The following is a 15,825-nucleotide window of genomic DNA, read 5'->3' as shown; positions in this document are numbered from 1 at the left end:
CCCCGTGCCGTCGATCCTCCCCGTGGGAGACCCCGCTCCCGCCGACGGACTGCTCCCCGCCGAGGGAGCGGCCTCGTCCGCCACGCGCGACCTCGGGCTCTACGTGCACGTGCCGTTCTGCCGGGTGCGCTGCGGCTACTGCGACTTCAACACCTACACGGCCACCGAACTGCGCGGCGTGAAGCAGAGCGACTACTCCGGCCAGGCCGTGGCCGAGATGCGCTTCGGTGCCGAAGTGCTGCGCGCATCCGGGGTCGCCGACCGCGCGCTCTCCACCGTCTTCTTCGGCGGCGGCACGCCGACCCTGCTCCCGTCGGCTCAGCTCGTGCAGATGCTGCACGCCGCCCGCGACACCTGGGGCTTCGCTCCGGATGCCGAGATCACGACCGAGGCCAACCCCGACTCGGTCGACGCCCGCTACCTCGGCGAGCTCGCCGAGGCGGGTTTCACCCGCGTGAGCTTCGGCATGCAGTCGGCGGTGCCCAGCGTTCTCGCCACACTCGAGCGCACGCACGACCCCGAGCGCATCCCGCTCGTCGTGCGGTGGGCCAAGGAGGCGGGTCTCGAGGTGAGCCTCGACCTCATCTATGGCACCCCGGGTGAGACGCTCGACGACTGGTCGCGCTCACTCGACGCCGTGCTCGAGAACGAGCCGGGGCACGTGTCGGCCTACGCGCTCATCGTCGAGGAGGGCACGAAGCTCGCCCGGCAGATCAGGTCGGGCGAGGTCGCCGAACCCTCCGACGACCTGCAGGCCGACATGTACGGGCTGGCGGATGCGCGGCTCGCCGACGCCGGATTCCAGTGGTACGAGGTCAGCAACTGGGCCCGCACCCCCGACCAGCGCTCGCGACACAACCTCGGCTACTGGCTCGGCCACGACTGGTGGGGCATCGGCCCCGGATCGCACAGCTACGTCGGCGACACCCGGTGGTGGAACGTGAAGCACCCCGCCGCCTACGCCCAGCGCATCGCCGCGGGGGAGTCGCCGGCGGCAGGGCGCGAGACCATCGACGCTGAGACGCGCGAGCTCGAGCGCATCCTGCTGCTGGCGCGCGTGCGCGACGGCCTCGGGCTGCGCTCGCTCGCCCCCGAGTTCCGGCAGGAGGTGGCCGGGCTCATCGCCGACGGCCTCGTCGACGGGCCGGCAGCGCTCCGCGGCTCCCTCGTGCTCACCCTCTCGGGCCGCCTCCTCGCCGACGCCGTCGTGCGCCGCCTCACCTGAGGCAGACCCCCAGCGTCTCCGCCAGATGCGTCGTCGCGCGCATCCGCCTCAGCGCATCCGCCGGTCTTCGGCCCGCGCATCCGCATCAGCCCATCCGCACCCGCCCATCCGCACCGGCACCAGCGCCTCCGCCACACCCGCATACCGGCGTACCCTCCCGCAACGCACGACGTCGCGGCCACCTCGCCCGTGAGGGCGGAGGTGACCGCGACGTCGAGGGATGCCCGGGCAGAACCGCCCGAGGCGACTACTTGATGAAGCGGAAGTTGAAGAAGTAGCGGTAGGTGCCGCCGGCGTTGACCTTCACACCCGCGATGATCGCGAAGATGAGGCCGACGATCTGCACGGCCCAGGCCAGGAAGTAGAACAGGAAGCCGATGAAGATGAACGCCGTGATGGTGCCGAGGATGTAGAGGCCCACGACGAAGATGGCGACCGTGATCTGGAAGTTCAGCGACTCCTTGGCCTCCTGGTTGGTGAGGGGGCCGCGGTCTTTGAAGACCAGCCAGATGATGAGCGGCGGAATCCAGCCCAGGATGCCACCGAGCTGCCCGAGGAAGGCCCACTGCTTGTCTTCGGCCGGGCTGAGCGGCGCCGCGGCGGGCGGGCCCTGGTAGCCGGGCTGCTGCTGGTAGCCCGAGCCCGGGGGCGGAGCCTGGTAGCCGGGGGGCGGAGCCTGGTAGCCGGGAGGAGGCGTCTGCCCGGCGGGCGGAGTGGGCTGGCCGGCGGCCGGGTCGTACGGCGGTGTTGCGTTGGGGTCAGTCATGGTCTCGCGCCTTTCAGACGGGGAAGCCGTTCAGGGATACGGTGTCGGAGGAACCGGTCCGTGTACGGGCTCGTACACAGAGACAAGATAGCGCCGACCCCCACCCGCAGCAACGATTTCGGCCTCGGGTGTCACGAACCCACTGTCAGGGATGCGAGATATGATTGGCACTCTGAATGTGTGAGTGCCAGCGAGAGGACGGTGTCGCCATGGTCTCCGAACGCAGTCTCGAGGTTCTGCGCGTCATCGTGCAGGACTACGTGGCCTCGCGCGAGCCGGTGGGGTCGAAGAGCATCGCCGAGCGCCACTCCTTCGGGGTGTCGGCCGCCACGATCCGCAACGACATGGCCCTCCTCGAGGAGGAGGAGCTGATCACCGCTCCGCACACTTCGAGCGGCAGGGTGCCGACCGACAAGGGCTACCGCCTCTTCGTCGACCACCTCTCCGAGGTGCGTCCGCTCACGCAGGCGCAGCGGCACGCCATCGAGACCTTCCTCGGCTCCTCGGTCGACGTCGACGACGTGCTCGCCCGCACGGTGCGTCTGCTCTCCCAGCTCACCCACCAGGTCGCCCTGGTGCAGTACCCCTCGCGCTCGCAGGCGCGAGTGCGCCACGTCGAGCTGGTGGCGCTCGCCACCCGGCGTCTCATGACCGTCGTCATCACCGACACCGGCCACGTCGACCAGCGCATCGTCGAGGTGCCCGCCGACCTCGACGACGCGTTCATCGCCGAGCTGAGGCAGCGGTTCAACGAGACGCTCTCGGGCCTCGGTCTCCTCGAAGCGGCCGCAGCGCTGCCCGGCGCGGTCGACCGCTTCGCCCCCGACCGGGCACCCACGGCGACCGTGGTCGCGGCGACGCTGCAGGAGCAGGTGACGGCGAACCGGCAGGAGAAGCTGCTGATCGCGGGGGCCGCGAACCTGGTGCGCACGGAAGACGACTTCCACGGCAGCATCCTGCCGGTGCTCGAGGCCGTGGAGGAGCAGGTGGTGCTGCTTCGCCTGTTCAGCGAGATGGAGGCCGATCAGCGCGGCATCTCGGTCTCGATCGGCCGCGAGAACGAATCGTTCGGCCTCGGCGAGACCTCGGTGCTCGCGAGCGGTTACACCGGCATCGGCACGGCCGTGGCACGCCTCGGCGTTCTCGGCCCCACCCGCATGGACTACTCGAGCAACATCTCCGCGGTGCGCGCCGTGGCCCGCTACCTCTCCCGCACCCTCGGGGAGGCGGGCGCGCAGGGCTGAGCGCCCCGCGCATCCGTTCGCGCCTCCCGACCCGAAGACTTTCCGACCCACGACCGATACCGAAGGAGAAGCCCCTGGTGGCTGACCACTACGACGTGCTCGGGGTGTCGCGCGAAGCGACGCCCGAGGAGATCAAGAAGGCCTACCGTCGGCTGGCGCGCGAACTGCACCCCGACGTGAACCCGAGCCCGGATGCTCAGGAGAAGTTCAAGCAGGTCACCCACGCCTACGACGTGCTGAGCGATCCCGGCCAGCGCCGCGACTACGACCGCGGCCCCCAGCCCGGCTTCGGCGGGGGCGGCGCCCAGGGCTTCGGCGGCTTCGGCGACATCTTCGAGACCTTCTTCGGCGGGCAGGGCGGCGGCTCGCGCGGCCCGAAGTCGCGGGCCGAGCGTGGGCAGGACGCCCTGCTCCGCGTCGAGGTCGACCTCGGCGAAGTGGTCTTCGGCACGCACCGCGACCTCGAAGTCGACACGGCAGTGCTCTGCGAGACCTGCAACGGCTCCTGCTGCCAACCCGGCACGAGTCCGGTCACCTGCGACATCTGCCACGGCTCGGGGTCGATCCAGCGCACCGTGCGGTCGCTTCTCGGCAACGTGGTCACGAGCGCCCCGTGCGGCACCTGCCGCGGATACGGCACGATCATCCCGAACCCGTGCCACACCTGCCAGGGCCAGGGCCGCGTGCGCGCGCGCCGAACCATCCCCATCGACATCCCCGCGGGCGTCGACACAGGCCTCCGCCTGCAGCTGCCGGGTCATGGCGAGGTGGGGCCCGCGGGCGGCCCGCAGGGCGACATCTACCTCGAGATCAAGGTGAAGCACCACGAGGTGTACTCGCGCAACGACGACGACCTGCTCTGCACCCTCGAGGTGCAGATGTGGGATGCGGTGCTCGGCACCACCACGACCATCAAGGCCCTCGACGGCGACGTCGAGCTCGAGATCAGGCCGGGCATCCAGAGCGCCGACGTGCTCACCATCAAGGGCCGCGGCATCACGCACCTGCGCGGCAGCGGCCGCGGCGACCTCAAGGTCGGCGTGCAGGTGGTCACTCCCACGAAGCTCGACCACAAGCAGAAGGAACTGGTGAAGCAGCTCGCCGCCGCGCACAAGTACCCGGCGCCGAGTCTCGGCCACTTCCAGCAGGGCCTGTTCGCGAAGCTGCGCGACCGGTTCCTCAACGTCTGACGGGCAACCGATGAGCTCTCTGTTCCTGCGCCCCGATCTGGCGCTCGCGCCTCACGAGGTCGGCGAGGTGGTCACCCTCTCGGGCGACGAGGCGCGTCACGCGGTCACGGTCAACCGGCTGCGGGTCGGCGAGCACACCGCGCTCGGCGACGGCAACGGTCTCGTGGTGCACGGTGTCGTGGTGCGGGTCGAGGGCAAGGAGCTCGACATCGCGGTGGAGCGCTCCGAGGTGCACGAGGCTCCGTCGCCCCGGCTGGTGCTCGTGCAGGCGCTCGCCAAGGGCGATCGAGACGAGCTCGCCATCCAGGCCGCGACCGAGCTCGGCGTGGCGGCCGTGGTGCCGTGGCAGGCCGAGCGTTCGGTGTCGAGGTGGAACGAGCAGAAGGCGGCGAAGGGCGTCGAGCGCTGGACGACGATCGTCCGCGAGGCGGCCAAGCAGTCGATCAGGCCGTTCGTTCCCGCCGTGGGCGACCTCGTCGACACGGGCGAGCTCGCGGCGCTCGCGCGCGAGTGCGCCGGCGCCGGCGAGGGCAGGCGGATGCTGCTGCTCGAGCCCTCCGCCGAGACGAGGCTCACGGAGGTCGCGCTCGAGCCGCTCGGCGGCGCCTCGACCGGTGCCGGGCACGGCACCGCGACCGGCACCGCGACCGGCCCCGCGGCACCGGGCACGGCGACCGGCACGACCCCCGCCGAGCCCACCGTCTTCCTCGTCGTCGGCCCGGAGGGCGGCATCTCCCCTCGCGAACTCGAGCAGCTCGGCGAGGCCGGAGCGGTTGCGGTGCGCCTCGGCGACGAGGTGTTGCGCACGTCGACGGCCGGCCCCGCGGCGCTCGCGGTGCTGAACGCGGCATTCGGACGCTGGTAGCGAACCACGGCCCCGCGCCGGGCGCCACCCCTGCTGGCCGGCCGCACCCGAAACTAAGATGGAGTCATGTCCAGCACCGAATCGTCCCCCTCGATCTTCTCGCGCATCGTCGCCCGTGAGATCCCCGCCACGATCGTGCGGGAGACCGATCGGGTCATCGCCTTCGAAGACATCGCGCCCAAGGCCCCCGTGCATGTGCTCGTCGTGCCGAAGACCGAGCAGTACCGCGACGTCGTCGAGCTCGCCGCGGGCGACCCGGCCCTCCTGGCCGAGCTCGTGGCCACGGCGAAGCAGATCGCCGAGGAACGCGCCGACGGCGAGTTCCGTCTCATCTTCAACACCGGCGAGAACGCCGGTCAGACCATCTTCCACGTGCACGCCCATGTTCTCGCGGGCGGCCTGAAGGAATCATCACTTGGCTGAAACCCCGTCCACCCCGTCCGTCACCGACTCCGCCACCCGCGCATCCGGAGCCACCACTCCGGCGAACCGCGCCTCGCAGGGCGCCGCCTCGCGCACCCCTTCCGCCGAAGCCAAGCTGCACATCGACGGCGTCGAGATGGTGCGCCTGCTCGGCCCTCAAGACCGGCTGCTCACCACCATGGAGCGCCAGTTCCCGCAGGTCACCGTGCTCGTGCGCGGCAACGACATCACGCTCTCGGGCGAATCCGCTCAGGTCGACGGCGCCAGGCGCTTGGTCGAGGAGCTGCTCGAGCTGGTGCGCAGCGGCCACGAGGTCACGCCCGTCGAGGTCACGAGCTCGGCGCGCATGCTCGAGAACGACCGGTCGGCGCATCCTGCCGCCGAGCTGCTCAGCCAGGCCATCGTCACGGCCCGCGGCAAGAGCGTGCGGCCGAAGACGGCCGGCCAGAAGAGCTATGTCGACGCGATCGATGAGAACACCATCGTGTTCGGCATCGGCCCTGCCGGCACCGGCAAGACCTACCTCGCCATGGCGAAGGCCGTGCAGGCGCTGCAGCGCAAGGAGGTGGAGCGCATCATCCTCACCCGGCCCGCCGTCGAGGCGGGGGAGCGGCTCGGCTTCCTGCCCGGCACCCTCACTGACAAGATCGACCCGTACCTCCGGCCCCTCTACGACGCGCTCAACGAGATGATGGACCCGGAGATCGTGCCGAAGCTCCTCGCGGTCGGCACGATCGAGGTCGCGCCCCTGGCCTACATGCGAGGTCGAACGCTCAACAACTCCTTCGTCGTGCTCGACGAGGCGCAGAACACGACACCCGAGCAGATGAAGATGTTCCTCACCCGGCTCGGCTTCGGCTCGAAGATGGTGGTGACAGGCGACATCACCCAGGTCGACCTTCCGATCGGCACCAGCGGTCTGCAGGTGGTGACGCGCATCCTCGGCTCGATCGACGACATCCATTTCGCCACGCTGACGAGTGCCGACGTGGTTCGGCACACGCTGGTGGGGCAGATCGTCGACGCGTACACGAAATACGATCAGGTGGAGCTCGCGCGTCGCGAGAACCCCGGCTATCAGGGCCCGAGCGAGCGCGACCGCCGGTACAGGAACAAGCGATGAGGATGCGCACGTGTCGATCGAACTGAACAACGAGTCGTCAATCGAGGTCGACGAGACGGCGCTGCTGCGTCTGGCGAGCTATGCGCTCGACCAGATGCATGTGCACCCCGACGCCGAGCTCGCCATCGTCCTGGTCGACGAGGCGGCCATGGAGCAGCTGCACGTGCAGTGGATGGACGAGCCCGGGCCCACCGATGTGCTCAGCTTCCCGATGGACGAGCTGCGCCCCGGCACCGAAGACGCGCCCACCCCGGCTGGCCTCCTGGGCGACGTGGTGCTCTGCCCGCAGGTCGCCGAGGAGCAGGCCAAGGCTGCGAAGCACTCCACTCTGGAGGAGCTGCTGCTGCTCACCACCCACGGCATCCTGCACCTGCTCGGCTTCGACCACGCCGAACCCGACGAGGAGCGCGAGATGTTCGGCATCCAGCGCGACATCCTCGTGGGGTTCGCGATGAGCGAGCGCCGCCGTAAGTAATGACCATCGTCCTGTTCCTCCTCGCGGCCGTCGTGCTGGTGGCGCTGGGCGGCCTGTTCGCGGCGATCGACACCGCGGTGCTCTCGCTCTCCCGCGGCGATCTGCTCGAGCTCGCCGAGCGGGCGCGCGCGAAGCGGTCGCTGCGGGCCATCGCCGAAGACCCCGCGGCCCACCTCAACGCCGCGAACTTCGCCCGCGTGGTGTTCGAGACCACGGCGGCGGTGCTCATCACCATCTCGTTCGCGTTCACCATCGACGAGCTGTGGATCGCCCTCGTGCTGTCGGCCGTGGTGATGACGGCGGTCTCGTTCGTACTCGTGGGATCGAGCCCGCGCAGCGTCGGCCGTGCGCATCCGAAAGCCATCGTCCGCTGGGGCGCCGTGCCCGTGCACGTGACGCGCGTGGTACTCGGTCCGCTGGCGAACGCGCTGGTGGCCATCGGCAATCGGGTGACCCCGGGGCGCATCCGCTCGGGCACCTTCTCCTCGGAGGAGCAGCTGCTCAGCATGGTCGACGAGGCCACCGAGCTCGAGGTGCTCGAGGAAGACGACCGCGAGCTCATCCACTCGATCCTCGAGTTCAACGACACGGTGGTGCGCGAGGTGATGATCCCGCGCACCGACATGGTGACCGTCGACGACGACGACACGGTGGGGCACGGTCTCGGGCTCTTCCTCAGCAAGGGCGTCTCGCGCATGCCCGTGGTGGTCGGTGGCCGGGTCGACGACATCTCGGGTGTGCTCTACCTGCGCGACGTCGCGCGGCTGAGCTACGAACGCCCGGCCAAGCTGGAGACCACGACGGTCGCCGAGCTCGCCCGCCCGGCCCTGCTCATCCCGGAGTCGAAGAAGGTCGACGACACCCTCCGGCAGATGCAGGCCGAGTCGAACCACCTCGCCATGGTGGTCGACGAGTACGGCGGCATCGCAGGCCTCGTCACCCTCGAAGACCTGCTCGAGGAGCTCGTCGGCGACATCTCCGACGAGTACGACCGCGACATGGTCGAGGTCGAGCCGCTCGAGGCCGTCGACACCTTCCGGGTGAGCGCCAGGTTGCCGGTCGACGAACTCGGCGAGCTGTTCGGACTCGAGCTCGACGACGACGACGTCGACACCGTGGGGGGCCTGCTCGCCAAGGGGCTCGGCAGGCTCGCTGAGACCGGCGACGAGGCGCGCATCGCGGGCCTCATCCTCACGGCAGACCGCACCGAGGGCAGACGAAAGCGGCTGGTCACCGCGACGGTGCGGCGCGATCCGGATGCACGGGGAGACGACGAGGGCGACACCGGCCCGGTGCGGGTCGCCACGGGCCCGGTGAAGCTGCCGAAGGCCGGTAAGACCACGACGAACGACGACACGAAGGAGAGAGCATGAGCGAGCAGGGGAGCGACGACTTCAGAGCGGGGTTCGTGACCTTCGTGGGTCGGCCGAACGTCGGGAAGTCGACACTCACGAACGCGCTGGTGGGTGAGAAGGTCGCCATCACGAGCTCGAAGCCGCAGACCACGAGGCAGACCATCCGCGGCATCGTCCACGAGCCTGCCGGCCAGATCATCGTCGTCGACACCCCGGGCATGCACCGCCCGCGCACGCTGCTCGGTGAGCGGCTGAACTCGCTCGTGCAGTCGACCCTCGGCGACGTCGACGTCATCGGCTTCTGCCTCCCCGCCGACGAGAAGCTCGGCCCGGGCGACCGCTTCATCAACGAACAGCTCGACGCCTATCCGGGCGCGAAGAAGGTGGCGATCGTCACGAAGATCGACCAGGCGTCGAAGCAGCGGGTGGGCGAGCAGCTACTCGCCGTGTCGGAGCTGCGCGACTGGGAGGCGATCATCCCGGTCTCGGCGACCGACCGCATCCAGCTCGACGTGCTGGTGAGCGAGTTGATCGCGCTGCTGCCGCGCTCGGAGAAGCTCTACCCCGACGACCAGTACACCGACGCCGGCCTCGAGTCGCGCATCGCGGAGCTCATCAGGGAGGCGGCGCTCGAGGGCGTGCGCGACGAGTTGCCGCACTCCATCGCGGTCACCATCGACGACATGACCGAGCGCGACGACCGCGACCTGGTCGAGATCTACGCCAACCTGTTCGTCGAGCGCGACAGCCAGAAGGGCATCATCATCGGGCCGAAGGGGTCGCGGCTCGGTGAGGTGGGTGCGCGGGCACGGGCGCAGATCGAACCCCTGCTCGGGCGGCAGGTCTACCTGAACATCCGGGTGAAAGTCGCCAAAGACTGGCAGCGGGACGCCAAGCAGCTCGGAAGGCTGGGCTTCTGACCGATAGCCTGTAGTCGTGTCTACTGCTTCAACTGCCGAGAACCCGTTCGGCCAGGTGCTCGTCGCCATGGTCACCCCGTTCACCGCCGACGGCGAGGTCGACTGGCCGGGCGTGGAGAAGCTGATCGACGAGCTCATCGTCGGCGGCGCCGACGGCATCGTGGTGTCGGGAACGACAGGGGAGACCTCCACCCTCACCGACCCCGAGAAGATCAGGCTCGTCGAGGTGGGCAAAGACGTCGCGGCGGGGCGCGCCAAGATCATCACGGGCGGCGGTTCGAACGAGACCGCTCACGCCATGCAGCTCGCGCGGCAGAGTGAGAAGGCGGGGGCCGACGGCAACCTCGTCGTCACGCCGTACTACAACAAGCCGACACAGGCGGGTATCCTCACCCACTTCCGCATGATCGCCGACGCGACCGATCTCCCCGTCATCCTCTACGACATCCCGGGCCGCACCGGTGTGCCGATCAAGTACGAGACCATCCTGCGCCTCGCGAAGCACCCCAACGTGCTCGCCATCAAAGACGCGAAGGGCGACTTCAGCGAGGTCAGCCGGGTCATCAACCAGACCGAGCTGCTCTACTTCTCGGGCGACGACGCCAACGTGCTGCCGCACATGTCGATCGGGGCCGTAGGGCTCATCGGTGTCACGGCGAACGTGGCGCCCGCCCCCTACCGCACCATCGTCGACGCCGTGAACGCGGGCGACCTGGCCACGGCGACCGCGGCCCACCAGTCGCTCGAGCCGCTGGTGCGCGCCATCATGACGCATGTGCCGGGCACCGTGGCGGCGAAGTACATCCTGCACGGCCTCGGCCGCATCGGCAGCCCCCGCGTGCGCCTTCCGCTCGTCGGCCCCGAGGAGTGGGAGGCCGCCCAGATCGAGGACGAGATCGATCTGGTGCAGGGCATCGAGGGCCTGAAGCTCAAGAACTTCCGCCCCGACCGCAACGCCGCCGCCGGTGGAGCGCTGCCGAAGGTGGCGGGAACCACCCGCTGAGCGCCCTCGACGTCGGGCGGCGCGACCGAGCGCACAGCACCACAGACCACAGCGTGAGCACGACGCCACGCACCGCACGACGACCCACGAGAACTGAGGAGGGCCTATGAACACCAGCCCCGTCTACGATCCGCCGACCCTCGAAGCCGGCACGCTCCGCATCACCCCGGTGGGCGGTCTCGGAGAGATCGGCCGCAACATGACCGTGTTCGAGTACGAGGGCAAGCTCCTCGTCGTCGACTGCGGCGTGCTCTTCCCTGAGGAGCACCAGCCGGGTGTCGACCTCATCCTCCCCGACTTCAGCATCGTGCGCGACCGCCTCGACGACATCGTCGGCATCGTGCTCACGCACGGCCACGAAGACCACATCGGTGCGGTGCCCTACCTGCTGAAGCTGCGGGAGGACATCCCGCTCATCGGCTCGGCGCTCACCCTCGCGCTCGTCGAGGCGAAGCTCAAGGAGCACCGCATCACGCCCTACACCTTCGACGTCGCCGAGGGGCAGATCGAGAACCTCGGGCCGTTCGAGTGCGAGTTCGTGGCGGTGAACCACTCGATTCCGGATGCGCTCGCCGTCGCCATCAAGACGCCGGGCGGCGTGGTGCTGCACACCGGCGACTTCAAGATGGACCAGCTGCCGCTCGACGACCGCCTCACCGACCTGCGCGCCTTCGCGCGTCTCGGCGAGGAGGGGGTCGACCTCTTCCTCGTCGACAGCACCAACGCGGATGTTCCGGGGTTCACCCCTCTCGAGCGCGACATCGGCCCCGTGCTCGAGTCGATCATCGAGCGCGCGCCGCGCCGGGTGATCGTCGCGAGCTTCTCGAGCCACGTGCACCGCGTGCAGCAGGTGCTCGACGCCGCTCACGCGAACGGGCGCCGGGTGGCGCTGCTCGGGCGCTCGATGGTGCGCAACATGGGGATCGCCGCTGAGCTCGGGTACCTGAAGGTGCCCGACGGCGTGCTCGTCGACTTCAAGAAGGCCGGCGACATCCCCGACGACAAGATCGTCTACATGTCGACCGGGTCGCAGGGCGAGCCGATGGCTGTGCTGTCGCGCATGGTGAACAACGAGCACCAGATCGAGGTGGGGGAGGGCGACACCGTCATTCTCGCCTCCAGCCTCATCCCGGGCAACGAGAACGCCGTCTACCGCATCATCAACGGGCTCACGAAGCTCGGCGCCAACGTCGTGCACAAGGCGAACGCGAAGGTGCATGTCTCGGGTCACGCCGCGGCGGGCGAACTGCTCTACTGCTACAACATCCTGAAGCCCAAGAACGTGCTCCCGGTGCACGGCGAGTACCGTCACCTGGTGGCGAACGCGAAGCTCGCCATCGACACCGGGGTGCCGAAGGAGAACACGATCATCGCCGAGGACGGCACCGTGATCGACCTGCGCGACGGGGTGGCGAAGGTGGTCGGCCAGTACGACCTCGGCTACGTGTACGTCGACGGCTCCACCGTCGGCGAGATCACCGACGCCGACCTCAAAGACCGCCGCATCCTCGGCGAGGAGGGCTTCATCTCGATCATCGTCGTGGTCGAGGCACTCACCGGGCGCATCGTCGTCGGCCCCGAGATCCACGCCAAGGGCTTCGCCGAAGACGACTCCGTCTTCGACACCGTCAAGCCCAAGATCAGCGCCGCCCTCGCCGAAGCCGCTCAGAACGGCGTGCGCGAGCCGTACGCCCTCCAGCAGGTCGTGCGCCGCACCGTCGGCCGCTGGGTGAACACCTCCTATCGGCGCCGCCCGATGATCGTGCCGTTGGTCATCGAGGCGTGACCTGTGTTAGCTGCCGGCAGGGCCGTGCTGCGCGCGGCTCTGCCGGGGCGCGCCGGTCCTCGCCCGGCGCGACGCGACATGTGAGTGCGCGGTCGCTGGCGCGGTCGCGCACTCACCCTGGGTCGTCGAGTACGGCCCGCCGCTTCGACCGGCTGCCGGCACCCACCCGCAGATGGCGCGCCCCGTCTCTCGCTGGGCCGGGAGCGCTGCTCGCCCGCGGGCACGCCCGCACGCCCGCACAGGTGGGGCGCCTGTCCCGCGTAGGTAGCGCAACATGCTCCCATTCCCGCTCTTAGCGACACTCTCCGCGACCAACAGCGCGCGCGCTGTCTGCACCACCCCGCACCCGCACCCCGAGTACGCACGCAACAGGCCCTGCCCTGACGACCCAAGGTGAAGGGGTGGCCGCGAGAGCGACCACCCCTTCACATATCGCGGCGCGCCGCAGAAGCGGCGGCGCGCCCCGGCGGAGCCGCGCGAAGCACGGCCCCGCCGGCAGCCAGCACAGCCAGCACGGCGCGGCATCGAGGCGATGTCATCGCCTCGATATAGCGTGATTTCATGGCCACGAGTAGTAAGTCGACGCCTCGGAGCACGAGGGGGTCTTCGGCGCGTGCGACCGGGGCTGCGCCACGGAAGCCGGCGCAGCGCACGGCGGCGCAGAAGACGGTGAAGTATCCGGTGGTGTCGGAGGAGAAGCCGAACCCGCTGGTGTCGCTGTGGCTCGGCATGGCTCACGTGGTGGGTGGTGCGGCGCGCGCGTTCGGGCCCGAGAAGCTGGCCAAGGAGGAGCGGCGCGACGGTCTGCCGTTCCTGTTCTTCCTGCTCGCGGTGGCCGGTGCTGTCACGGAGTGGTTCCTCGCGTCGAACGCCGTCGCGGTCTCGATCAACGCTTACACCTTCGGCGGTCTGTTCGGCCGGGTGGCCTACGCACTCCCCGTCATCCTGCTGCTGCTCGCACTGTGGCTGTTCCGGCATCCGGCTTCGGTGAACGACAACGGCCGCATCGGCATCGGCCTCGCCGTGTTCCTGGTCTCGGTCTCGGGTCTCTGCCACGTCTACGGCGGCGCGCCCGACCCGGCGGCGGGCATCGAGGGCCTCGCGGTCGCCGGCGGCATCATCGGCTGGATCGCCGGTGCCCCGCTCATGACTCTCATCACCCCGGTCGGGGCCACGATCGTGCTGGTGTTCTTCTGCGCCCTGTCGCTGTTCATCATCACCAAGACGCCGCCGAACCGCATCGGTCGCCGCGCGCGCGAGCTCTACGCGTACCTCTTCGGCGCTCCGGCCCCGAGCGACGACGACCCGGCCGCCGCCCCCGGCGACGCTGCGGCGTCGACCGCAGGCACGGCGGGTAAGCGCGGCAAGAAAGGCGCCGTCGACCCCGCCGACGACCCGAACATGCTCGACTTCGACGCCCAGCCCGACGACGGCGGTGCCCTCCCGTGGTGGCGCCGCAACAAGAGCGAGCGCGAGGTCGACCCCGAGTTCGAGACCCCCCTCATGGCGCCGCGCATCGAAGACCGCACGCCCCCGCCCGAAGACGGCCCGTACATGAGCCCCGCCGAGTTCGACACCGCTGCGGCCGGTGGCGCGGGCCCGGCATCGGCAGCCCGCGACCTCGACAGCACCGAGGCGTTCGGCAGCGGCCTGCTCCATGACATGGAGGCCGCCGAGCAGGCCATCAAGCGCATCACCGGCGAGGTGCTCCCGGGTCGTAAGCAGACCATCGGCCTGCTCGACGACGACGGCACAGAGGCGCTCGACGCCTTCGCCACCCCGGTTCCGGATGCGCACCCCACCGGAGCCGTCGACGGCATGCCCGAACCGGCCCCTGCATCCGACCCGGCGAACTACCGCCTGCCCTCGGTCACGCATTTGTCGACCGGTGAGCCGTCGAAGTCGCGCTCAGCGGCCAACGACGACATCGTGCGCGCCATCACGGATGTGCTGAAGCAGTTCTCCGTCGACGCGCAGGTCACCGGTTTCTCCCGCGGCCCGACCGTCACGCGGTACGAGATCGAGCTCGGCCCCGGTGTGAAGGTGGAGCGCGTCACCGCCCTGTCGAAGAACCTCGCCTACGCGGTCGCCTCGAACGAGGTGCGCATCCTCTCGCCCATTCCGGGCCGCAGCGCCATCGGAATCGAGATCCCGAACACCGACCGGGAGACGGTCTCGCTCGGCGACGTGCTGCGGTCGCAGAAGGCGATGAACGACCCTCACCCCATGACCATCGGCGTCGGCAAAGACGTCGAGGGCAAGTTCGTGCTGGCGAACCTCGCGAAGATGCCCCACCTCCTCGTCGCCGGTTCCACCGGTTCGGGCAAGTCGAGCTTCATCAACTCGATGGTGACGAGCGTGCTGATGCGCGCGAAGCCGAGCGAGGTGCGCATGGTGCTCATCGACCCGAAGCGCGTGGAGCTCACCGCCTACCAGGGCGTGCCGCACCTCATCACCCCCATCATCACCAACCCGAAGAAGGCGGCCGAGGCGCTGTCGTGGGTGGTGAAGGAGATGGACATGAGGTACGACGACCTCGAGAGCTTCGGCTTCCGCCACATCGACGACTTCAACCGCGCCGTCATCAACGACGAGATCCGGCTGCCGCCCGCCTCGCAGCGGGTGCTGAAGCCCTACCCCTACCTCCTCGTGGTGGTCGACGAGCTCGCCGACCTCATGATGGTCGCCCCCCGCGACGTCGAAGACTCGATCGTGCGCATCACACAGCTGGCCCGCGCCTCCGGAATCCACCTGGTGCTGGCCACGCAGCGCCCCTCTGTCGACGTCGTGACGGGTCTCATCAAGGCGAACGTGCCGTCGCGCCTGGCCTTCGCGGTCACGAGCGTCACCGACTCCCGCGTCATCCTCGACCAGCCGGGCGCCGACAAGCTCATCGGCCAGGGCGACGCCCTGTTCCTCCCGATGGGGTCGTCGAAGGCCATCCGCGTGCAGGGCGCCTGGGTTCCCGAGAGCGAGATCCAGAAGGTCGTCGAGCACGTCACCCGCCAGGCCCGCCCGGAGTACCGCGACGACGTGGCGGTCACCGCCGAGAAGAAGCAGATCGACTCCGACATCGGCGACGACCTCGAGGTGCTGCTCGCCGCCGCCGAGATCGTCATCACGACGCAGTTCGGCTCCACCTCGATGCTGCAGCGCAAGCTCAAGGTGGGCTTCGCGAAGGCCGGCCGCCTGATGGACCTCATGGAGTCGCGCGAGATCGTCGGCCCCTCCGAGGGCTCGAAGGCCCGCGACGTGCTGGTCACCCCCGACCAGCTGCCGCAGGTGCTGGCGATGCTGCGCGGCGATGCTCCGGATGCCGGCGGCTCCTCGGCCGCCCGGCCCTCGGGCGGGCCGTCGCCGGCGCCGTCGTCGTACACCGACGACGACCGCTACGCTGATGACGACGAGTCCGGCAGCGAAGACGCCTGGCAGTTGACCGGCAGGGAGTGA

Annotated in this window: 13 protein-coding genes; 12 read left to right on the top strand and 1 reads right to left on the bottom strand. The window is 69.6% G+C overall.

Features of this window, described 5'->3' with window-relative positions; all coding sequences use genetic code 11:
• Positions 1-4: 4 nt before the first annotated feature.
• Positions 5-1,225: a radical SAM family heme chaperone HemW gene (hemW, locus tag ABFY20_RS13100; RefSeq protein ID WP_368496679.1), complete on the top strand. Its 1,221-nt coding sequence runs from the start codon at positions 5-7 to the stop codon at positions 1,223-1,225.
• Between the two features lie 247 nt (positions 1,226-1,472).
• On the opposite strand, the gene ABFY20_RS13095 is transcribed toward hemW, so the two are convergent.
• Positions 1,473-1,991, bottom strand: coding sequence for a DUF4870 domain-containing protein (locus ABFY20_RS13095; protein WP_368496678.1), 519 nt, complete (start codon positions 1,989-1,991; stop codon positions 1,473-1,475).
• A gap of 209 nt (positions 1,992-2,200) precedes the next feature.
• Here ABFY20_RS13095 and hrcA point away from each other — a divergent pair, with 209 nt between their 5' ends.
• From hrcA to ABFY20_RS13040, 11 genes are all read left to right on the top strand, one after another.
• Positions 2,201-3,235, top strand: a complete 1,035-nt coding sequence (hrcA, locus tag ABFY20_RS13090) for a heat-inducible transcriptional repressor HrcA (RefSeq protein ID WP_368496677.1) — start codon at positions 2,201-2,203, stop codon at positions 3,233-3,235.
• Between the two features lie 77 nt (positions 3,236-3,312).
• A complete protein-coding gene (dnaJ, locus tag ABFY20_RS13085; protein ID WP_368496676.1) occupies positions 3,313-4,425 on the top strand; it encodes a molecular chaperone DnaJ in 1,113 nt (370 codons plus the stop codon).
• A gap of 10 nt (positions 4,426-4,435) precedes the next feature.
• On the top strand, positions 4,436-5,290 hold the full coding sequence (locus ABFY20_RS13080) for a 16S rRNA (uracil(1498)-N(3))-methyltransferase (protein WP_368496675.1): 855 nt from the start codon (positions 4,436-4,438) through the stop codon (positions 5,288-5,290).
• 66 nt (positions 5,291-5,356) lie between these two features.
• Positions 5,357-5,713 (top strand): histidine triad nucleotide-binding protein, encoded by a 357-nt coding sequence (locus ABFY20_RS13075; protein ID WP_368496674.1) that lies wholly within the window; start codon positions 5,357-5,359, stop codon positions 5,711-5,713.
• Positions 5,714-5,849: 136 nt separating this feature from the next.
• Positions 5,850-6,836: a PhoH family protein gene (locus ABFY20_RS13070; RefSeq protein ID WP_368499786.1), complete on the top strand. Its 987-nt coding sequence runs from the start codon at positions 5,850-5,852 to the stop codon at positions 6,834-6,836.
• 10 nt (positions 6,837-6,846) lie between these two features.
• Positions 6,847-7,311 carry an rRNA maturation RNase YbeY gene (gene ybeY, locus ABFY20_RS13065; RefSeq protein WP_368496673.1) on the top strand — a complete coding sequence of 155 codons (465 nt, stop codon included), beginning with the start codon at positions 6,847-6,849 and terminating at the stop codon, positions 7,309-7,311.
• Positions 7,311-8,684 (top strand): hemolysin family protein, encoded by a 1,374-nt coding sequence (locus ABFY20_RS13060; RefSeq protein WP_368496672.1) that lies wholly within the window; start codon positions 7,311-7,313, stop codon positions 8,682-8,684. The genes ybeY and ABFY20_RS13060 overlap by 1 nt, the downstream gene beginning before the upstream one ends.
• Complete coding sequence (era, locus tag ABFY20_RS13055; protein ID WP_368496671.1) at positions 8,681-9,586, top strand: GTPase Era; 906 nt, start codon at positions 8,681-8,683, stop codon at positions 9,584-9,586. Before ABFY20_RS13060 ends, era begins: the two co-directional genes overlap by 4 nt.
• Positions 9,587-9,602: 16 nt before the next feature.
• Positions 9,603-10,589 (top strand): 4-hydroxy-tetrahydrodipicolinate synthase, encoded by a 987-nt coding sequence (gene dapA, locus ABFY20_RS13050; RefSeq protein ID WP_368496670.1) that lies wholly within the window; start codon positions 9,603-9,605, stop codon positions 10,587-10,589.
• Between the two features lie 106 nt (positions 10,590-10,695).
• Positions 10,696-12,375, top strand: a complete 1,680-nt coding sequence (locus tag ABFY20_RS13045) for a ribonuclease J (protein WP_368496669.1) — start codon at positions 10,696-10,698, stop codon at positions 12,373-12,375.
• A gap of 561 nt (positions 12,376-12,936) precedes the next feature.
• A complete protein-coding gene (locus ABFY20_RS13040; RefSeq protein ID WP_368496668.1) occupies positions 12,937-15,825 on the top strand; it encodes a DNA translocase FtsK 4TM domain-containing protein in 2,889 nt (962 codons plus the stop codon).

It is taken from the genome of Herbiconiux sp. A18JL235 (genome assembly GCF_040939305.1).
GTDB lineage: Bacteria > Actinomycetota > Actinomycetes > Actinomycetales > Microbacteriaceae > Herbiconiux.
This window is presented reverse-complemented; position numbering and strand designations above follow the sequence as displayed.